Source organism: Klebsiella sp. ZJOU C1 (assembly GCF_035620215.1).
Lineage (GTDB): Bacteria > Pseudomonadota > Gammaproteobacteria > Enterobacterales > Enterobacteriaceae > Klebsiella > Klebsiella variicola.
Map to the genome: position 1 here is coordinate 1,882,415 of NZ_CP141644.1, position 19,239 is coordinate 1,901,653.

13 protein-coding genes, 2 tRNA genes and 3 other RNA genes are annotated in these 19,239 nt (G+C 57.5%); 7 read left to right on the forward strand and 11 right to left on the reverse strand.

From position 1 onward, the window contains the following. Positions 1 to 161: 161 nt before the first annotated feature. Positions 162 to 4,124, reverse strand: coding sequence for a trifunctional transcriptional regulator/proline dehydrogenase/L-glutamate gamma-semialdehyde dehydrogenase (gene putA / locus SPE70_RS08815; protein WP_012968587.1), 3,963 nt, complete (start codon positions 4,122 to 4,124; stop codon positions 162 to 164). Between the two features lie 421 nt (positions 4,125 to 4,545). On the opposite strand from putA, the gene putP reads away from it, so the two are divergent. Beyond that, positions 4,546 to 6,054: a sodium/proline symporter PutP gene (putP, locus tag SPE70_RS08820; RefSeq protein WP_008805945.1), complete on the forward strand. Its 1,509-nt coding sequence runs from the start codon at positions 4,546 to 4,548 to the stop codon at positions 6,052 to 6,054. A gap of 134 nt (positions 6,055 to 6,188) precedes the next feature. Beyond that, positions 6,189 to 6,623 carry a DUF3574 domain-containing protein gene (locus tag SPE70_RS08825; protein ID WP_064170506.1) on the forward strand — a complete coding sequence of 145 codons (435 nt, stop codon included), beginning with the start codon at positions 6,189 to 6,191 and terminating at the stop codon, positions 6,621 to 6,623. Positions 6,624 to 6,654: 31 nt separating this feature from the next. On the opposite strand, the gene SPE70_RS08830 is transcribed toward SPE70_RS08825, so the two are convergent. Beyond that, a complete protein-coding gene (locus SPE70_RS08830) occupies positions 6,655 to 7,839 on the reverse strand; it encodes a NupC/NupG family nucleoside CNT transporter (RefSeq protein WP_012968585.1) in 1,185 nt (394 codons plus the stop codon). A gap of 270 nt (positions 7,840 to 8,109) precedes the next feature. Between SPE70_RS08830 and efeU the strand changes: the two genes are divergently transcribed. The 4 genes from efeU to phoH all read left to right on the forward strand — a co-directional run bounded on the left by efeU (position 8,110) and on the right by phoH (position 12,700). After that, entirely contained in the window at positions 8,110 to 8,940 is an 831-nt protein-coding gene (efeU, locus tag SPE70_RS08835; protein WP_008805948.1) for an iron uptake transporter permease EfeU, read from the forward strand. 51 nt (positions 8,941 to 8,991) lie between these two features. Continuing rightward, positions 8,992 to 10,119, forward strand: coding sequence for an iron uptake system protein EfeO (efeO, locus tag SPE70_RS08840; RefSeq protein ID WP_012542259.1), 1,128 nt, complete (start codon positions 8,992 to 8,994; stop codon positions 10,117 to 10,119). 4 nt (positions 10,120 to 10,123) lie between these two features. Beyond that, the gene (gene efeB / locus SPE70_RS08845; protein WP_008805950.1) at positions 10,124 to 11,407 is read left to right on the forward strand and encodes an iron uptake transporter deferrochelatase/peroxidase subunit; all 1,284 of its coding nucleotides are present in this window, start codon (positions 10,124 to 10,126) and stop codon (positions 11,405 to 11,407) included. Positions 11,408 to 11,911: 504 nt separating this feature from the next. Next, positions 11,912 to 12,700 (forward strand): phosphate starvation-inducible protein PhoH, encoded by a 789-nt coding sequence (phoH, locus tag SPE70_RS08850; RefSeq protein WP_002898923.1) that lies wholly within the window; start codon positions 11,912 to 11,914, stop codon positions 12,698 to 12,700. Between the two features lie 636 nt (positions 12,701 to 13,336). On the opposite strand, the gene SPE70_RS08855 is transcribed toward phoH, so the two are convergent. The 3 genes from SPE70_RS08855 to SPE70_RS08865 form a co-directional block, all read right to left on the reverse strand. After that, positions 13,337 to 13,424 (reverse strand) — tRNA-Ser (locus SPE70_RS08855). Positions 13,425 to 13,568: 144 nt separating this feature from the next. Then, the gene (locus SPE70_RS08860) at positions 13,569 to 14,246 is read right to left on the reverse strand and encodes an isochorismatase family protein (RefSeq protein ID WP_002898927.1); all 678 of its coding nucleotides are present in this window, start codon (positions 14,244 to 14,246) and stop codon (positions 13,569 to 13,571) included. 18 nt (positions 14,247 to 14,264) lie between these two features. Further along, positions 14,265 to 15,125 (reverse strand): pirin family protein, encoded by an 861-nt coding sequence (locus SPE70_RS08865; RefSeq protein ID WP_063106443.1) that lies wholly within the window; start codon positions 15,123 to 15,125, stop codon positions 14,265 to 14,267. 114 nt (positions 15,126 to 15,239) lie between these two features. Between SPE70_RS08865 and SPE70_RS08870 the strand changes: the two genes are divergently transcribed. After that, positions 15,240 to 16,145 (forward strand): LysR family transcriptional regulator, encoded by a 906-nt coding sequence (locus tag SPE70_RS08870; RefSeq protein ID WP_032729938.1) that lies wholly within the window; start codon positions 15,240 to 15,242, stop codon positions 16,143 to 16,145. A gap of 188 nt (positions 16,146 to 16,333) precedes the next feature. Here SPE70_RS08870 and SPE70_RS08875 read toward each other — a convergent pair whose 3' ends face one another. From SPE70_RS08875 to SPE70_RS08900, 6 genes are all read right to left on the reverse strand, one after another. Further along, on the reverse strand, positions 16,334 to 16,906 hold the full coding sequence (locus SPE70_RS08875) for a TetR/AcrR family transcriptional regulator (RefSeq protein ID WP_032733450.1): 573 nt from the start codon (positions 16,904 to 16,906) through the stop codon (positions 16,334 to 16,336). 94 nt (positions 16,907 to 17,000) lie between these two features. Continuing rightward, a complete protein-coding gene (locus SPE70_RS08880; RefSeq protein ID WP_032732766.1) occupies positions 17,001 to 17,864 on the reverse strand; it encodes an arginase family protein in 864 nt (287 codons plus the stop codon). A gap of 345 nt (positions 17,865 to 18,209) precedes the next feature. Beyond that, positions 18,210 to 18,348: non-coding RNA, RtT sRNA (locus SPE70_RS08885), on the reverse strand. A 43-nt stretch (positions 18,349 to 18,391) separates the two neighbouring features. Next, positions 18,392 to 18,530, reverse strand: a non-coding RNA gene (locus SPE70_RS08890) — RtT sRNA. Between the two features lie 223 nt (positions 18,531 to 18,753). After that, positions 18,754 to 18,892, reverse strand: a non-coding RNA gene (locus tag SPE70_RS08895) — RtT sRNA. Positions 18,893 to 18,935: 43 nt separating this feature from the next. After that, positions 18,936 to 19,023: transfer RNA gene (locus SPE70_RS08900), tRNA-Ser, on the reverse strand. Between the last annotated feature and the right edge of the window lie 216 nt (positions 19,024 to 19,239).

Sequence of the window (19,239 nt, forward strand, 5' to 3'; positions counted from 1 at the left end):
GTCCTCCGTGCCATGAGACAGGTAGCCCCGGTAAGCGCAGCGCCACCGGGGATGATCACAGCACCGATTTCCCGGATGGCGGCGCACAGCGCCTTATCCGGGCTACTCTTTGGCGGTGTTATGTAGCCCCGGTAAGCGCAGCGCCACCGGGGGCGCCTGTTTTAGCCGATGGTCATCAGGCTGGCGTTACCGCCTGCCGCCGCGGTGTTAACGCTCAGCGAGCGCTCAATATACAGCCGCTCCAGCAGCAGGTTGGTTTCGCCGCGGGCGAAGCCCTGCACGGAGACTATCGCCCCGTCGCGCGCCGCCACCTGCTCGCACAGCTCGCGCAGCTGGTCGGAATCGCCGTGGTAGATAACCGCGTCGAAGGCCTGGCCAGGTAACTGCTCCGCTTTGGCAAAGCGAATGCGCTCGCTGACCTCCCGAGGCAGCTTCTTCGCCAGATCGCGCTGCAGGGCGCTGTCCGGCCACAATACTTCACAACCCACCGCCAGCACAGCCGCCAGCTGGATCAGCGCATCCTGTTCGTTATCCGCCACGCACAGCACGCGCTCGCGCGGCATCAGCGTCAGGGTATTGCGCTCGCCGGTTGGCCCCGGCAGCAGGCGTTGGGTGCCGCTTTGCGCCTGCTCGCTGTACTGCTGGCACAGCGCCTGCAGCTCAGGACGACCCGCCGCCCACTGCTGCAGCGCCTGCAGCGGTTTTTCCAGCAGCGTTTTCAGCTGGGCGTCCAGCGGGCGCTCCGCATCCTGGCGGGCGAAGGTCACGCCAACCGCGTCCTGCGGGCGACTGGAGAGCAGACGATACAGGTACAGCGGGCCGCCGGCTTTCGGACCGGTACCGGACAACCCTTCGCCGCCGAACGGCTGCACGCCGACCACCGCGCCAACCATATTGCGGTTGACGTACAGGTTGCCCACCTTCGCGCTGCCGGTGACCTGGGCGATGGTCTCGTCGATGCGGGTATGCACGCCGAGCGTCAGGCCGTAGCCAGAGGCGTTAATCTGCTCCACCAGTTTGTCCAGCTCGTTACGGTTATAGCGCACTACGTGCAGCACCGGGCCGAAGACCTCTTTTTTCAGCTCGTCGAAGCTATCGAGTTCGATAAGCGTCGGCGGCACAAAGGTCCCGTGGCGCCATTCGCTTGCGTCTTCGCTATTCTCGCGCACCGCCTGGTAGACGGTGCGTCCTTTGGCGCGCATCGCCTGAATATGGCGTTCAATATTCTCTTTCGCTTCCGCATCGATAACCGGGCCGATATCGGTGGTCAGCCGGCCCGGATTGCCCATCCGGCACTCGCTCATGGCGCCGCGCAGCATGGTCAACGTATGGTCGGCGACCTCTTCCTGCAGGCAGAGGACGCGCAGGGCGGAGCAGCGCTGGCCGGCGCTGTCGAACGCGGAAGCCAGGACGTCGATCACCACCTGCTCGGTCAGCGCCGACGAGTCGACGATCATCGCGTTCATCCCGCCGGTTTCGGCGATCAGCGGCGTCGGGCGACCCTGGGGATCGAGGCGGCTGGCAATATTGCGCTGCAGCAGCGTCGCCACTTCGGTGGAGCCGGTGAACATCACGCCGCGTACGCGCTCATCGGAGGTTAGCGCGGCGCCCACGGTCTCCCCGCGGCCCGGCAACAGTTGAATAACGCCCGGCGGCACGCCGGCCTCCAGCAGAATCGCCACGCCCTGGGCGGCGATAAGCGGCGTCTGCTCGGCTGGTTTCGCCAGCACGCTGTTGCCGGCCGCCAGCGCGGCGGCAATCTGGCCGGTGAAGATCGCCAGCGGGAAGTTCCACGGGCTGATACAGACCACCGGGCCCAGCGGGCGGTGGGTTTCATTATCGAAATCGTCGCGCACCTGGCCGGCATAATAGTGCAGGAAGTCGACGGCTTCGCGTACTTCGGCGATGGCGTTGCTGAAGGTTTTACCCGCCTCGCGCACCAGGATCCCCATCAGGGTCGGCATCTGGCTTTCCATCAGCACCGCGGCGCGCTCAAGAATGGCGGCGCGCTCCTGCGGCGGGGTGGCGAACCAGATCGGCGCATTGTTGATAGCGCTGGTCAGCGCCTGCTGCACTTCGGCGTCGCTGGCTTCGCGGACGTAGCCGACGATATCTTTCGGCTCTGCCGGGTTAACCACCGGCTGCATTTCGCCTTCGGCCACCGGCTGCTCCAGCATCGGCAATGCCTGCCATTTATGCAGGGCGCTGTTGAGCAGGGAAGAGGAGAGGGAGGCCAGACGGTGCTCGTTCGCCAGATCGAGACCGGCGGAGTTGCTGCGGCCGCTGCCGTAGAGATCGCGCGGCAGCGGGATTTTCGGATGCGGCAGGCCGGCCTGGCCTTCCTGCTGCGCCAGTTTTTCTACCGCGCTGACCGGGTCGGCCACCAGCTCGTCCAGCGGCAGGGTATTGTCCGCGATACGGTTGACGAAAGAGGTATTGGCGCCGTTTTCCAGCAGACGGCGCACCAGATACGCCAGCAGCGTTTCGTGGGTGCCCACCGGGGCGTAGATCCGGCACGGCCGGTTCAGTTTGCCGTCGGCGACTTTGCCCACCACCTGCTCGTACAGCGGTTCGCCCATGCCGTGCAGGCACTGGAACTCATACTGGCCCGGGTAGTAGTTCTGGCCCGCCAGCTGGTAGATAGCCGCCAGGGTATGGGCGTTGTGGGTGGCGAACTGCGGGTAAATCAGGTTCGGCACCGCCAGCAGCTTTTTCGCGCAGGCAAGGTAGGAGACGTCGGTATAGACCTTGCGAGTGTAGACCGGATAGCCTTCGAGGCCTTCCATCTGCGCGCGTTTGATTTCGCTATCCCAGTAGGCGCCTTTCACCAGACGGATCATCAGGCGACGGCGGCTGCGGGTGGCGAGGTCAATCAGGTAATCAATAACAAACGGACAGCGCTTCTGGTAGGCCTGAATAACAAAACCGATGCCGTTCCAGCCCGCCAGCTCTGGCTCGAAACAGAGTTTTTCCAGCAGATCGAGGGAGATCTCCAGGCGATCGGCCTCTTCGGCGTCGATGTTGATGCCGATATCGTACTGGCGCGCCAGCAGGGTCAGCGATTTCAGACGCGGGTAAAGCTCTTCCATCACCCGGTCATACTGCGCGCGGCTGTAGCGCGGGTGCAGCGCGGAGAGCTTAATGGAGATGCCCGGCCCTTCATAAATGCCGCGGCCGTTGGAGGCTTTGCCGATGGCGTGGATCGCCTGCTGATAAGAGACCATATAGGCCTGAGCGTCGGCGGCGGTCAGCGCCGCTTCGCCGAGCATATCGTAGGAGTAGCGGAACCCTTTTTCTTCCAGCTTGCGGGCGTTAGCCAGCGCTTCGGCGATGGTTTCGCCGGTGACGAACTGCTCGCCCATCAGGCGCATCGCCATATCCACGCCCTTGCGGATCAGCGGTTCGCCGCTCTTACCGATGATGCGGTTCAGGGAGCGGGAGAGGCTGGTCTCGTTATGGGTCGACACCAGTTTCCCGGTAAACAGCAGCCCCCAGGTGGCGGCGTTGACGAACAACGACGGGCTGCGGCCGATGTGCGACTGCCAGTTGCCGTTGCTGATTTTGTCGCGGATCAGCGCATCGCGGGTGGCTTTATCCGGAATACGCAGCAGGGCTTCCGCCAGGCACATCAGCGCCACCCCTTCCTGTGAGGAGAGGGAGAACTCCTGCAGAAGACTCTGCACCATGCCGGCGCGGCCGCTGGCGGTCTTCTGGTTGCGCAGTTTTTCCGCCAGCTGATACGCCAGCTTGTGCGCCTGTTCGCCCAGCGACTGCGGCAGTCGGGCCTGTTCCAGCAGCATCGGTACCGCGTCGGTTTCCGGACGTCGCCAGGCGGCGGTAATCGCTGCGCGGCTCACCGACTGCGGCAGGATTTGCTCGGCAAATTCGAGGAACGGTTGATACGGCTCTTCCGCCGGTGAACCCGCTTCATCGCTTTCATTGGCGGCGCCGTTCAGAAGCGCCGGCAGCTCAGGCAGCGTCTCATCGTTTTCCAGCTTTTCCAGATAATTGAAGATGGCCTGTTTAATCAGCCAGTGCGGCGTGCGGTCAATACGGCTCGCGGCGGACTTAATGCGCTCGCGAGTTGCGTCGTCAAGCTTAACACCCATGGTGGTGGTGCCCATGCTCAAAACTCCTGTCATTTATCGTTAGGCTTATGCGGTTGCATGGAAATATCCACTATGTTGCAACTTTGTGCAACCTTGTTAATTGTGGCTTGTGACGCAAGCCGTGAAATGGCGGATTTGTTAAAAATAATGCCTAAAATAGCAGAATTTTAACCCCGTGCTCATAGGGTATTTGTATGCGTGAGTTAACACTTTTGTTTGGTGCAACCTTTAAAAACGTGAGAGAGTGCAACCTCTAAAAAAATGACGTTTTGCGCTGTCGGGTTTTCGTGTAAATGCTGTGTTAAATCATTTGTGAAAAACCGAAGCTTCCGTCAGGATACGGTCGCCCAATTAAACAACGCACCATTACCCCGTTCCGGTAGTGGAAAAAAACGACGAAGCGGGATGCTGTCGATAAAAATTCTGGAGACTTTGCATGGCTATTAGCACACCGATGCTGGTGACATTTATTGTTTATATTTTTGGTATGGTTTTAATAGGGTTTATAGCCTGGCGTTCGACCAAAAACTTTGATGATTATATTCTCGGGGGGCGGAGTCTGGGGCCATTTGTGACCGCGCTTTCCGCCGGCGCCTCGGATATGAGCGGCTGGCTGCTGATGGGCCTGCCGGGCGCCATTTTTCTCTCCGGGATTTCCGAAAGCTGGATTGCCATTGGCTTAACGCTGGGGGCGTGGATTAACTGGAAGCTGGTAGCCGGGCGCCTGCGCGTGCATACCGAGGTGAATAATAACGCCCTGACGCTGCCCGATTATTTTACCGGCCGTTTTGAAGATAAAAGCCGGGTGCTGAGAATTATTTCAGCGCTGGTTATTCTGCTGTTCTTTACCATCTATTGCGCCTCGGGAATTGTGGCGGGGGCGCGTCTGTTTGAAAGCACCTTCGGCATGAGTTATGAAACCGCACTGTGGGCCGGGGCGGCGGCGACGATTATCTATACCTTCGTCGGCGGTTTCCTCGCCGTCAGCTGGACCGACACCGTGCAGGCCAGCCTGATGATTTTTGCCCTGATCCTCACCCCGGTGATCGTGATTATTTCCGTCGGCGGCTTTGGGGATTCGCTGGAAGTCATTAAGCAAAAGAGCATCGAAAATATCGACATGCTCAAGGGGCTGAACTTCGTGGCGATTATTTCGCTGATGGGCTGGGGGCTGGGCTATTTCGGTCAGCCGCATATTCTGGCGCGCTTTATGGCGGCGGATTCGCACCACAGCATCGTCCACGCGCGTCGCATCAGTATGACCTGGATGATCTTGTGCCTGGCGGGCGCGGTGGCGGTCGGCTTCTTTGGTATCGCCTACTTCAATAACAACCCGAGCCTGGCGGGCGCGGTTAATCAGAATGCCGAGCGCGTGTTTATCGAACTGGCGCAAATCCTGTTTAACCCGTGGATTGCCGGGATCCTGTTGTCGGCGATTCTGGCGGCGGTGATGTCCACCCTGAGCTGTCAGTTGCTGGTCTGCTCCAGCGCAATCACCGAAGATTTGTATAAAGCCTTCCTGCGTAAAAACGCCGGCCAGAAAGAGCTGGTGTGGGTGGGCCGTATGATGGTGCTGGTGGTTGCCCTGGTGGCGATTGCCCTGGCGGCCAATCCGGAAAACCGCGTGCTGGGACTGGTGAGCTACGCCTGGGCTGGCTTCGGCGCCGCCTTTGGTCCGGTGGTGCTGTTCTCGGTGATGTGGTCGCGCATGACCCGTAACGGCGCGCTGGCCGGGATGGTGATTGGCGCCCTGACCGTGATCGTCTGGAAGCAGTTTGGCTGGCTGGGCCTGTATGAAATTATTCCGGGCTTTATCTTCGGTAGCCTGGGGATTGTGGTCTTTAGCCTGCTGGATAAAGCGCCGTCGGCCAGCATGCAGCAGCGCTTCGCCGAAGCGGATGCCCATTATCATACGCCGCCGCCGGTACGCGCCACGGCTGAGTAAGGTCATCTGACGCTCACGAGCCCGCCGTTGGCGGGCTTTTTTTTGCCTGTTGCCGGGCCGGAATATTATAACCCTTGCTAATTATTTGAAAATCCGCTGATATTTCCTGACTAATAACAATGAGGATAGCAAAGATGACGTTCAGACAGAGTGCAATGGCGCTGGTGCTGGCAGGGTTACTCAGCGGCTGCGTGGCGGGTGGAAGTTCGTCGACCCGCGCGCCGAAGCCCGGCGCCTGCCCGGCGGATCGGTCCATGGTGCAAACCACGCTTTATTTCGGCCTGAGCCGCCCGGCGGGCAAAGACATCACTGCTGAAGAGTGGCAACAGTTTGTCGACCGCGACGTCACGCCGCGCTTTCGCGATGGGCTGACGGTGTTTGATGCCCGCGGCCAGTGGCTTGGCCAGAATGGTCAGGTGGTGCGGGAGCAGAGTAAGGCGCTGATGGTGATCCATGGCAACGATGCGCAGAGCGAGGCCGGTATTGAAGCCCTGCGCCAGGGCTATAAATCACGCTTCGCGCAGGAGTCGGTGATGCGTGTCGACCAGCCGGTCTGCGTGCAGTTCTGAGTAAACGGCGGGGGCAGCCCCGCCGTTTGTCTTACAGCACCAGCCCGGCGAAGCTGGCGGAAAGCAGGCTCACCAGCGTGGCGCTATACACCAGCCGCAGGCCGAAGCGGGAGACGATATTGCCCTGCGGTTCATTCAGGCCTTTGATCGCCCCGGCGATAATGCCGATCGAGGCAAAGTTGGCAAACGACACCAGGAAGACCGAGAGAATGCCGAGCCCGCGCGGCGTCATGCTGGCGGCAATCTTTTGCAGCTCAATCATCGCCACAAATTCGTTAGCGACCAGTTTGGTGGCCATGATGCTGCCGGCGTTCAGCGCATCGCTCAGCGGGATACCGATAAGCCAGGCCAGCGGATAGAAGACGTAGCCGAGGATCTGCTGGAAGCTGAGACCAAACAGGGTAGCGAACAGCGCGTTAATGGCGCTGATCAGGGCGATAAAGCCGATCAGCATCGCCAGAATAATCATCGCCACTTTAAAGCCGGCCAGAATATATTCCCCGAGCATTTCAAAGAAACTCTGCGATTCGTGCAGCTTCTCGAGTTTTATTTCCTGCTCGCTGTCCGGCCGCGTCGGGTTAATCACCGACAGCACGATAAAGGTGCTGAACATATTCAGGATCAGCGCCGCGACGACATATTTGGCATCCAGCATGGTCATATAGGCGCCGACAATCGACAGCGATACGGTCGACATGGCCGTCGCCGCCATGGTGAACAGACGCCGTGAGGAGAGGTCGCCCAGCACGCCTTTGTAGGCGATGAAGTTTTCCGACTGGCCGAGGATCAGCGAACTGACGGCGTTGAAAGATTCCAGCTTACCCATGCCGTTTACCTTCGACAGCAGGGTACCGATGACACGAATGAAAATCGGCAGGATCCGCCAGTGCTGAAGAATACCAATCAGCGCGGAAATAAACACAATCGGACACAGGACGCCCAGGAAAATAAAGGCTAACCCTTTTTCGCTCATGCCGCCAAAGACGAAATTGGTCCCTTCGGCGGCAAAGCCTAACAGTGAAGCAAAAAAGCCGGAGATATTTTTCACCAGCCACAGGCCGCTTTCTGCGTGCAGGAAAAAGAAGGCGAGCGCTATTTCGATAATAATCAACTGGAGAATGTAACGAATACGAATATTTTGTCTGTCGTAGCTGACAAGCCAGGCCAGGGCGAGGATCACCACCAGCGCCAGCAGGAAATGAAAAAATGCAGTCATGTTGTTCTTTTCGCAGGTCAATAAGGCCGCCATTTAGCCATAGCCGCCGCCACGGGTAAATATCTGGCGTAAAAAATCCTTTGCTTATTCTTTTCCCTCATAACAGGCGAATATTTTCGTAAGTCATTATTTGCCAGCGATTTATTTACAGATAGTCATCATTCTCTAAACATTTCGCTTGTGTTTCTGAGTATTGTAATGATAATCACTATCATAAATATTACCTGTTTTTGCATTCGTTGACGGTGCTTTACATTTAAGGGTATTGGCATGTTTGTCCCATTTCTCATTATGTTACGCGAAGGCCTTGAGGCGGCGCTGATTGTCAGCCTGATCGCCAGCTATCTGAAACGCACCCAGCGCGGCAACTGGATTGGCGTGATGTGGATTGGCGTGATCCTCGCGGCGGCGCTGTGTCTTGGCTTAGGCATTTTTATCAACGAAACCACCGGGGAATTTCCTCAGCGCGAACAGGAGTTGTTCGAGGGGATCGTCGCGGTCATCGCGGTAGTGATCCTGACGTGGATGGTCTTCTGGATGCGCAATGTCTCGCGCAACGTTAAACAGCAACTGGAGCAGGCCGTGGACAAGGCGCTGCAGCGCGGTAATCACCATGGCTGGGCGCTGGTGATGATGGTCTTTTTCGCCGTTGCTCGTGAGGGGCTGGAGTCGGTCTTCTTTCTGCTGGCGGCATTCCAGCAGGATGTCGGCATCTGGCCGCCGCTGGGGGCGCTGCTGGGCCTGGCCACGGCAATCGTGCTGGGCTTCCTGCTCTACTGGGGCGGTATCCGCCTTAACCTCGGCGTGTTCTTCAAATGGACCAGCCTGTTTATTCTGCTGGTGGCCGCTGGCCTGGCCGCGGGGGCGATCCGCGCCTTCCACGAGGCTGGCCTGTGGAACCTGTTCCAGGATACGGCCTTCGATCTGAGCAACGTGCTGTCGACGCATACGCTGTTCGGCACACTGCTTGAAGGGATCTTCGGCTACCAGGAGACCCCGAGCGTTAGCGAAGTGGCGGTCTATCTGCTTTATCTGATCCCGGCGCTGGTGCTGTTTGCCCTGCCGCCGCGGAATAATACCACTGCCTCGCGGGCTGCCTGACCGGGCGCTGCGAGCTTATAAGCGACACTCTACTTACCGAAAGGGATGATCATGATGATTCATTTTCGCCGTAATGCGCTGCGGGCGACCGTGGCCGCGCTGCTCAGCTCTGCATTGGGTGCTCAGGCTGCGGATATCCCGCAGGTCAAAGTCACCGTCAACGACAAGCAGTGCGAGCCGATGCAGGTGACCGTTAAAGCGGGTAAAACCCAGTTTATTATTCAGAACCATAGCCAGAAAGCGCTGGAGTGGGAAATTCTGAAAGGGGTCATGGTGGTGGAAGAGCGTGAGAACATCGCGCCGGGCTTTACCCAAAAGCTCACCGCTAACCTGCAGCCAGGCGAATATGATATGACCTGCGGCCTGCTCACCAACCCGAAAGGGAAACTGATTGTCACCGGCGAAGCAACCAAAGACGCGGCGAAAGCGGATGCGGTGTTGAGCCTCGGCGACGCGATCACCGCTTATAAGGCCTATGTGACGGCGGAAACCGCGCAGCTGGTCAGCGGCACCAAAGCCTTTACCGACGCGGTGAAAGCGGGCGATATCGAAAAAGCGAAAGCGCTGTACGCCCCGACGCGCCAGCATTACGAGCGCATTGAGCCGATTGCCGAGCTGTTCTCTGACCTTGACGGCAGCATCGACGCCCGCGAAGACGACTTCGAGAAAAAAGCGGAAGATCCGAAATTCACCGGTTTCCACCGTCTGGAAAAGGCGCTGTTTGGCGATAACAGCGTCAAGGGCATGGGAAAATATGCCGATCAGCTGAACAGCGATGTGCTGGAGCTGCAAAAACGCATCAGCGAGCTGGCGTTCCCGCCGTCAAAAGTGGTGGGCGGGGCGGCAGGATTAATTGAGGAAGTCGCAGCCAGCAAGATCAGCGGCGAAGAAGATCGTTACAGCCACACCGACCTGTGGGACTTCCAGGCCAACATTGACGGCGCGCAGAAAATCGTCGACCTGCTGCGTCCGCAGCTGCAAAAAGAGAACAGCGCGCTGCTGGCGAAAGTGGACGCCAACTTTAAGAAAGTGGACAGCATCCTCAGCAAATATCGCACCAAAGACGGTTTCGAGACCTACGATAAGCTGACCACCGCTGACCGTAATGCGCTGAAAGGGCCGATCACCACCCTGGCGGAAGATCTGGCTCAGCTGCGCGGGATCCTGGGTCTGGACTAAGTCGATGGCACAACAGAAACCACACGACGTGAACGAGCCGTCACGTCGTCGCTTACTGAAAGGGATCGGCGCGCTTGGCGGCGCGCTGGCCATCACCGGCGGCTGCCCGGTGGCGCATGCGGCAAAAGCAGAAAGTTCCCCCGGGACGCTCACACCCGACGCCCGTCAGGAAAAACAGCCCTTCTACGGCCCGCATCAGGCGGGCATCCTGACGCCGCAGCAGGCTTCGATGATGCTGGTGGCGTTCGATGTGCTGGCGTCAGATAAAGCTGACCTCGAGCGTCTGTTTCGGCTGCTGACCCAGCGTATCGCCTTTTTAACCCAGGGCGGCCCGGCGCCGGATACGCCGAATCCCCGGCTGCCGCCGATGGATTCCGGCATCTTAGGGGCGTGGATTGCACCGGATAACCTGACCATGACCGTCTCGGTTGGCCATTCACTGTTTGATGAGCGTTTTGGCCTGGCGGATAAAGCGCCGAAAAAACTGCAGCCGATGACCCGCTTCCCCAACGATTCACTGGATGCCGCCCTGTGCCATGGCGACCTGCTGCTGCAGATCTGCGCCAATACTCAGGATACGGTGATCCACGCCCTGCGCGATGTCATCAAACATACGCCGGATCTGCTGAGCGTGCGCTGGAAGCGGGAAGGGTTTATCTCCGACAGCGCGGCGCGCAGTAAAGGCAAAGAAACCCCGATCAACCTGCTGGGATTCAAGGACGGCACCGCTAACCCGCCGAGCCACGACAGCGCGCTGATGGATAAAGTCGTGTGGGTGACAGCCGATCAGGACGAGCCGGCCTGGACCGTGGGCGGCAGCTATCAGGCGGCGCGAATTATCCAGTTTCACGTGGAGTTCTGGGATCGGACGCCGCTCAAGGAGCAGCAGACGATCTTTGGCCGCGACAAGCACAGCGGTGCGCCGCTGGGGATGAAAAACGAACACGATACCCCGGATTACAGTAAAGATCCTGGCGGCGAAGTCATTGCGCTGGATAGCCATATTCGTCTGGCCAATCCTCGCACGCCGGAAACCCAGTCCAGCCTGATGATGCGCCGCGGCTACAGCTATTCGCTGGGCGTCACTAACGCCGGACAACTGGATATGGGGCTGTTATTCGTTTGCTATCAGCACGATCTGGAAAAGGGTTTTCTGACGGTGCAGAAACGGCTTAACGGCGAGGCGCTGGAGGAGTACGTCAAACCCATCGGCGGGGGCTACTTCTTTGTTTTACCCGGCGTAGTTGATGAAAAACACTATCTGGGAGAGTCGCTGCTGCAGGCCTGATACCGACCCTGTCCGTGAGGGCAGGGCGTTTTCTGCTGTTTTTCTCTTTTTTATTATATTTCCTGCCATGTGTTATATTTCTGTAATACAAATGACCGATAGTCTCCTACACTTGCTTAAGAACTATTTGTTGCGTCATTGTGAAAAATAAGTTGCATTAAGAATCTTTTTTGATGTACTTATTACATACGCGGTAGTTCCCGGCAGTGTGACGTTTCACTATGGAGATCGCGAATGGTAAGGTCCCGTACCGGACAACGTAAAACCACAGACCGTACTCTTCAGCACGGAAGCCCCGCTTCCGGCAGCGATTTTCTTACCCTTTCTCCTTCCGCTTCGAATTATTACCACCTTGGCAGGGTACGCGGTGCGCGTAGCCGCGACTCGTTGTCAGTTCTACCGGCAAGCAATGGCTTACAAGGAAGCCAAACCTCAATCGTTCGTGCGCATAGTCGCGTCGATGTTGACGCGTGTGATGTAAACCTACAACGCAAGGTGCTATCCATGGGAAGACAAAAAGCAGTGATCAAAGCTCGTCGTGAAGCAAAACGTGTGCTGAGACGGGATTCACGTAGCCATAAACAGCGTGAAGAAGAATCGGTCACATCGCTTGTGCAAATGAGTGGCGTAGAAGCAATTGGCATGGCGCGGGACAGCCGTGATACTTCCCCAATTGAGGCGCGCAATGAAGCTCAGGCGCATTATCTGAATGCCATCGACAATAAACAGCTGATTTTCGCCACCGGCGAAGCCGGATGCGGCAAGACCTGGATCAGTGCGGCGAAGGCAGCTGAAGCGCTGATCCATAAGGATGTGGACAGAATTATTGTTACCCGTCCCGTTCTGCAGGCCGATGAAGATCTTGGCTTCTTACCGGGAGATATCGCCGAGAAGTTCGCGCCCTATTTCCGACCGGTTTACGACGTGCTGGTGAAAAGGTTGGGGGCTTCCTTTATGCAGTACTGCCTGCGTCCGGAAATCGGCAAGGTGGAAATCGCGCCGTTCGCCTATATGCGCGGACGTACCTTTGAAAATGCGGTGGTGATTCTGGACGAGGCCCAGAACGTGACCGCTGCGCAAATGAAGATGTTTTTAACCCGCCTCGGGGAGAACGTGACGGTCATCGTCAATGGCGATATCACCCAGTGCGATTTGCCCTCTGGTGTGAGGTCTGGCCTGAGTGATGCGCTGGCGCGTTTTGAGGAAGACGAGATGATCGGCATCGTGCGTTTCACCACCGATGACTGCGTGCGCTCGGCTCTCTGCCAGCGGACGCTGAAAGCCTATTATTAATCGTCATACTGTGAGCAAGGCCCGGGCTAGCCCGGGCTTTGTTGTTTTTGGGCATCCTCCCGGCGGCGCTGCGCTTAGCCGGGCTACCTGGCGGGTACGGTCTGGTAGCCGGGGGAGGCATTGCTGCCGACCCCGGGGATGTCTGCGGTGCCACAAGCGAAAAAAAAGCCCGTACATGCGTACGAGCTCTTCTTAAAATATGGCGGTGAGGGGGGATTGACTCGCTTCGCTCGCCGTTACTCGGCCCATCCATGGGCCTCGCCCCTGCGGGGCCAACGCAGGCGTTGTTCAAAAACGCTCCCGGCGTTTTTGTCGGGGCAGCCCGCTCGCAGGCTCGCGGTCTGTCCAACTGGCGTTGCCAGTTGTCGAACCCCGGTCGGGGGTTCTCATCCCCCCCAGTGGAGAATATAAAAGAAAAGAGCCCGTACTTGCGTACAGGCTCTCATCTCGAATATGGCGGTGAGGGGGGGATTGACTCGCTTCGCTCGCCCCTGCGGGGCAGCCCGCTCGCAGGCTCGCGGTCTGTCCAACTGGCGTTGCCAGTTGTCGAACCCCGGTCGGGGGTTCTCATCCCCCCCGGCAGGTGCTACATGCGAAAAAAAAGCCCGTACTTGCGTACGAGCTCTTCTTAAAATATGGCGGTGAGGGGGGGATTCGAACCCCCGATACGTTGCCGTATACACACTTTCCAGGCGTGCTCCTTCAGCCACTCGGACACCTCACCATATTGTCTTGCTGCTCACCTTGGGTGGGCAACGGGGCGCTACTATAGGGAGTTGCGTTAAAACGGTCAAGCATATTTTCTTCTTTCTCTACCGTTCGCTCACGCAATGAACAATGCCCCGCTGCGGTACAGCGGGGCGGGGTTTTAGCGCTGAGAATCCAGCTGTTCGTTATTCTTCACCACGTCCTGCGCTTTGCTGTAACTTTCGATCAGCAATTGGTAGGCCGGGAAGACTTTGGTGTACACCTCCGCCCATTCTGCGGCGTCCGGGCGATTCCAGGTGCGCTGCAGCTCAGAGGCGACGGCGGCGGTATCCATCGGCACTACGCCAGCCTGTACCACGCGAGCCAGGGTGATTTCCTGCGCCATTTTGCTGTAGGTGCCGGAAGCGTCAATCACGGCAAACACTTTATACCCATCGGCGACGGCGGCAATCGCCGGGAAAGCCATGCAGACGCTGGTGATGGTCCCGGCGATAATCAGCGTCTTACGACCGGTCGCTTTCACCGCGGCGACGAATTCCGGGTTATCCCAGGCGTTAATCTCACCTTTACGGGCGATGTATTTCGCATGCGGCGCGTTTTCATGAATCTCCGGGATCAGCGGACCGTTCGGCCCCTGCGGCACGGAGGCGGTGGTGATCACCGGGATCCCGGCAAGCGACGCCATCTTGGCCAGCGCGGCGGCGCGAGCGCGCAGCTCTGGCATCGGCATATCGCCGACGGTCTGGAACAGGCCGCTCTGGTGGTCAATCAACAGCATGGCGGTATCGTTAACATCAATCACCGGACGAGCACCGTTAAAGTTAGCGGGAGTAGACATAGTATTCACCTCAATCAGTTAGATTTGGCCAAAACGGCCGCTGTTAAAATCGCGAACGGCTTCTGCGATCTGCGTTTTGTTATTCATGACAAAGGGGCCATAGCCCACAATCGGCTCCTGCAGCGGTTCGCCGGCCATCAGTAGAACTTTTGCCTGGGTGGTCGCCTCCAGATGCAGGGCGTCTCCTGTCTGGCTCAGGACGGCGAGCTGACCTTCGCGGGCGGACTCGGAACCGTTGATGATCACTTCCCCTTCCAGCACCACCAGCGCGGTACTCCAGCCTTCCGGCTGGCGCAGCGTGAGGTCGTGCCCCTGATTCAGCTGCAGATCCCACACATTAAGCGGTGAGAAGGTATGGGCCGGGCCGCTGACGTCGTCATACTGGCCGGCAATAACCCGAACCTGTCCGGCGCCATTCGCCAGCGCGACGGTGGGGATCGTCCCGGCGGTAATGCTCTGATAGCCGGGGGCCGTCATTTTGTCTTTGGCGGGCAGGTTGACCCACAGCTGGATCATCTTCAGCTCGCCGCCGCTGCGGGTGAAGGCCTCCGAGTGGAACTCTTCGTGCAGGATCCCGGCGCCCGCCGTCATCCACTGCACGTCGCCCGGGCCAATCACCCCGCCGCGTCCGGTGGAGTCACGATGCTCTACTTCACCGGCGTAGACGATGGTGACGGTTTCGAATCCGCGATGCGGATGCTCACCGACGCCGCGTTTATCGCTGCCCGCCGGGAAGGTGTACGGCCCGGCATAGTCGAGCAGTAGGAAGGGGCTCAGCTGCTGGCCGTGCGTCTGATAAGAAAATATCGAACGAACCGGGAAGCCGTCGCCTACCCAATGCTGCGCAGGCGCGGTGTAGACTCCTGTAATCTGTTTCATGGCTTTCTCCTGTGTATCGGTATCTGATGTAAATAAGCTTATATCCGGGACGACGTATGCGGTAGTGAGCAAAAATGACCTATACTGTTCCAAAAATGGAACAATGGAGGAAGGATGCAGGATCTCAATGACTTCGCCTGGTTTGTCCAGGTGGTAGACCATGGCGGTTTCGCCGCGGCGGGGCGAGCGCTTGACCAGCCGAAATCCAAGCTCAGCCGCCGCATTGCGCAACTCGAGGAGCGGCTGGGCGTGCGTTTGATCCAGCGAACCACCCGTCAGTTCGCGGTCACCGAGGTCGGGCAGACCTTTTATCAGCATTGCAAAGCGATGCTGATAGAGGCCGAGGCGGCGCAGCAGGCGGTCGAGACGCTGCGCGCCGAGCCGCGCGGTAGCGTCAGGATCACCTGTCCGGTCACCTTGCTGCATGTCCATATTGGACCGATGCTGGCGCGATTTATGGCGCGCTATCCCGGGGTAACGCTGCATCTTGAGGCGACCAACCGCCGGGTGGATGTGGTCGGGGAGGGGATTGATGTGGCGATCCGCGTCCGTCCCCGGCCCATCGAGGATAGCGATCTGGTGATGCGCGTGCTGGCGGACCGCGGGCACCGGCTGGTGGCCAGTCCTGATCTCATTTCCCGGCTCGGACGCCCGCAGGCGCCTTCCGAGCTGAGCACCTGGCCGGGACTCAGCCTGGGGGCGAACAAGCATCAGCATAAATGGCAGCTTACCGGGCCCGGGGGGGCAAGGGCGGAGGTGTATTTCACGCCGCGAATGGTGACCACCGATATGCTGGCGCTGCGCGAGGCGGCGATGGCCGGCGTCGGCGTGGTACAGCTTCCTTTATTAATGGTGCGCGATCAGCTGGCGTCAGGGGAATTAGAGGTGGTACTGGATGAGTGGCAGCCGCGGCGGGAAGTGATCCATGCAGTGTTTGCTTCACGGCGCGGGCTGCTGCCCTCCGTCAGGGCGCTGGTGGACTACCTCAGCGAAGAGTATCAGCGGATGGAGGAAGATTGATGGGTAGGCAGAGGTTTTTTGCCGGAACTCATATGTGAAAAGCGTCCGTACGTTTCACGCACTCTTCGCAATCGCGTAGGGGCGTGAAAGATTGCTCACTGTGTGAGTCGTTTGCCGCTTGAGAGCGTTGGCTGTTATAAGCAACCTCTGGTTTTTTCGATACATCGTTTTACTATGACCGTCTGGTATTATTTAAGCAATTTTGCCATAACGTCAAAAAACATTGGCAGATCATCCCTGAATGAAAAGGTCGTGTTTATTGCCTGACGAGCGATTAAACCGTCAATAAGGGCAAAAATAATGATCGTGATTTCTTCAAGGTTAATATCACGGCGAAACTCTCCGGCAGCGATACCCTCCTGGATGAGCCGCGCGAAGCTTTTCCGCATGATGTCATCACTGGAGATATACGTTTTTCGCAGTTCTGGATTACGCGCAGACTCAGCCATGATTTCAACCCAAAGTTGATGCGTGATAGGGTAACCGATCTCGCTAATACAGGACGCGACTTGTGCACAAAGGCGATCAAAATAAGAGCCTGCATAGGTCGCATTATGGGCAGTCAGCGCGGAGTTTTGTTCTTCCAGTACAATAGCCTTAACAAGCTCATCCTTACTTTTGAAATACGTATACATTGCTCCTTGACTGATTCCTGCCCGGGTAGAGATTTCACGTACGCTTGTCGCACTAAAGCCTTTTTCCGCAAAGCAGGCAGCAGCAGCCGTAATCAACTTATGGTAGGTTTCGGTTTTTTTTAACATATCGGCATCTTGGTAAATTCGGTGCCCAGACTTTAACGCGCTTTTATGCAAGGAGCCAGAGCTAAACTCTATCGTCTGGCTCCTGGATTTCGTCTTACTTTAGAAGGGGTAATTCACTGAGCATGTTCTTGAGATTCAGCATGTCCCAGGGCAAATGTTCAGCGATTGTCAGGCCAACGGGGACTGCTTTTGTCGTCGCTGCCGCTATCAGATTGAGTACATCCTCAATCGTCAGTTTGCCTTCAGCAACGTCGCCAAAATCGTGTTTTCCGCGCCCCGGTTTTGCAAAAAGAATGGAGCGGAACAGAGATGGGTCGAGTACGTCCAGATCGATATGGATCGCCAGATACGCAATCTTTTCTTTCGCTATCCACTCCAGGACTTCATCTGCACCGCTTTTAACCTGTTCAGGTGCTAGCGTCGTAATGTTATGGCGAGTGAGGTATTCAGCTTCATAAGGAAGTGGCGCGTGGATACCGGCAATCATTATTTTTGACGGATTAAGTTTGGTTTTTACATGGGCAACTAAATCGTTATCACCCGTACCCATTAGCGCACCAAGCACATGGGCATGCGCGTTTGGATATTGTTCAGCCGTCTGCACGTCAGGATGCGAGTCAATCCAGAGCACACCGAGTTTGTCTCCGTACTTATCGAGCAGGTGGGCGAAAGGCGCCAGCGAAACCAGGCAGTCTCCGCCTAAAATGACAATGCTATTGGGATCATGTTTTTCAATCAGTGCGGCAGCATTATTGAGTTGCCTGATGAGGGATGGCTTAGCCGTGATGCCATTAATCCCTGGCAATGGCTCTGTTGTTGGTAACTCAACAGGAACGATCTCAACGGGCCCTTTTGCTTCAGGAGAGAGAAACGAGAGGAGCTGCGAGCCAAGATAGTAGGGAGGATTGTTACCGCCTTGCCATTGAGGAAATATAAGTCGCAGTGTTTTGCTAGTCATTGGTACCTTCTGTGTTGTCATGCGCTAAAGTGAATGAACGTTCATTCACTTTTACATTGTATTACGGTCGATACGCAAGTAACAAAGCACTTTTCGTTAATGCATAACGTACACCATCCGGAGCGATATGATTTTCGTTATGCCGGGTGGCTCAAAGCGGAAGAGGGGATAGTGTTGGCGAACATCTTCGCTGCGCTGTTAATCGTGTGAAAAAGAGTCTGGCTTTGACAATACTGCGTAATGTCTGTTGCCAGTTGTCGAACCTTGGTCGGGGGTTCTCATCCCCCCGGCGGGTGCCACAGACGAAAAAAAGCCCGTACTTGCGTACGAGCTCTTCTTAAAATATGGCGGTGAGGGGGGGATTGACTCGCTTCGCTCGCCCCTGCGGGGCAGCCCGCTTACTGCGTGCGCGGTCTGTCCAACTGGCGTTGCCAGTTGTCGAACCCCGGTCGGGGGTTCTCATCCCCCCCAGCGGAGAATATAAAAGAAAAAAGCCCGTACTTGCGTACAGGCTCTCATCTCGAATATGGCGGTGAGGGGGGGATTGACTCGCTTCGCTCGCCCCTGCGGGGCAGCCCGCTTACTGCGTGCGCGGTCTGTCCAACTGGCGTTGCCAGTTGTCGAACCCCGGTCGGGGGTTCTCATCCCCCCCAGCGGAGAATATAAAAGAAAAAAGCCCGTACTTGCGTACAGGCTCTCATCTCGAATATGGCGGTGAGGGGGGGATTGACTCGCTTCGCTCGCCCCTGCGGGGCAGCCCGCTCGCGGGCTCGCGGTCTGTCCAACTGGCTGCGCCAGTTGTCGAACCCCGGTCGGGGGTTCTCATCCCCCCGGCGGAGAATATAAAAGAAAAGAGCCCGTACTTGCGTACAGGCTCTCATCTCGAATATGGCGGTGAGGGGGGGATTGACTCGCTTCGCTCGCCCCTGCGGGGCAGCCCGCTTACTGCGTGTGCGGTCTGTCCAACTGGCTGCGCCAGTTGTCGAACCCCGGTCGGGGGTTCTCATCCCCCCCGGCGGAGAATATAAAAGAAAAGAGCCCGTACTTGCGTACAGGCTCTCATCTCGAATATGGCGGTGAGGGGGGGATTCGAACCCCCGATACGTTGCCGTATACACACTTTCCAGGCGTGCTCCTTCAGCCACTCGGACACCTCACCATATTGTCTTTCCCGTTGTTGTCGGGAACGGGCGCTAATGTAGGGAAATACGTATCGCCCGTCAATCAACTTTTTGCAAAAAAAGCGCGTTTAGACAAACTTCGAGCAACTTGCTCCTTAAACGTGCGAAATCCGTTTTTTTTGTCGCCAGTGCCTTTTCCCTTTTCGCTCGGGGGAAATTTGTTATGCTGGCAAACCAATAGAAAACAATGAGTA

Coding starts and splice junctions, on each gene's coding strand:
- SPE70_RS08880 (WP_032732766.1), bottom strand. CDS start 17,864: ATGACTAGCAAAACACTGCGACTTATATTTCCTCAATGGCAAGGCGGT.
- putA (WP_012968587.1), bottom strand. CDS start 4,124: ATGGGCACCACCACCATGGGTGTTAAGCTTGACGACGCAACTCGCGAG.
- SPE70_RS08830 (WP_012968585.1), bottom strand. CDS start 7,839: ATGACTGCATTTTTTCATTTCCTGCTGGCGCTGGTGGTGATCCTCGCC.
- SPE70_RS08870 (WP_032729938.1), top strand. CDS start 15,240: ATGCAGGATCTCAATGACTTCGCCTGGTTTGTCCAGGTGGTAGACCAT.
- SPE70_RS08875 (WP_032733450.1), bottom strand. CDS start 16,906: ATGTTAAAAAAAACCGAAACCTACCATAAGTTGATTACGGCTGCTGCT.
- efeO (WP_012542259.1), top strand. CDS start 8,992: ATGATGATTCATTTTCGCCGTAATGCGCTGCGGGCGACCGTGGCCGCG.
- SPE70_RS08865 (WP_063106443.1), bottom strand. CDS start 15,125: ATGAAACAGATTACAGGAGTCTACACCGCGCCTGCGCAGCATTGGGTA.
- efeU (WP_008805948.1), top strand. CDS start 8,110: ATGTTTGTCCCATTTCTCATTATGTTACGCGAAGGCCTTGAGGCGGCG.
- phoH (WP_002898923.1), top strand. CDS start 11,912: ATGGGAAGACAAAAAGCAGTGATCAAAGCTCGTCGTGAAGCAAAACGT.
- SPE70_RS08860 (WP_002898927.1), bottom strand. CDS start 14,246: ATGTCTACTCCCGCTAACTTTAACGGTGCTCGTCCGGTGATTGATGTT.
- SPE70_RS08825 (WP_064170506.1), top strand. CDS start 6,189: ATGACGTTCAGACAGAGTGCAATGGCGCTGGTGCTGGCAGGGTTACTC.
- efeB (WP_008805950.1), top strand. CDS start 10,124: ATGGCACAACAGAAACCACACGACGTGAACGAGCCGTCACGTCGTCGC.
- putP (WP_008805945.1), top strand. CDS start 4,546: ATGGCTATTAGCACACCGATGCTGGTGACATTTATTGTTTATATTTTT.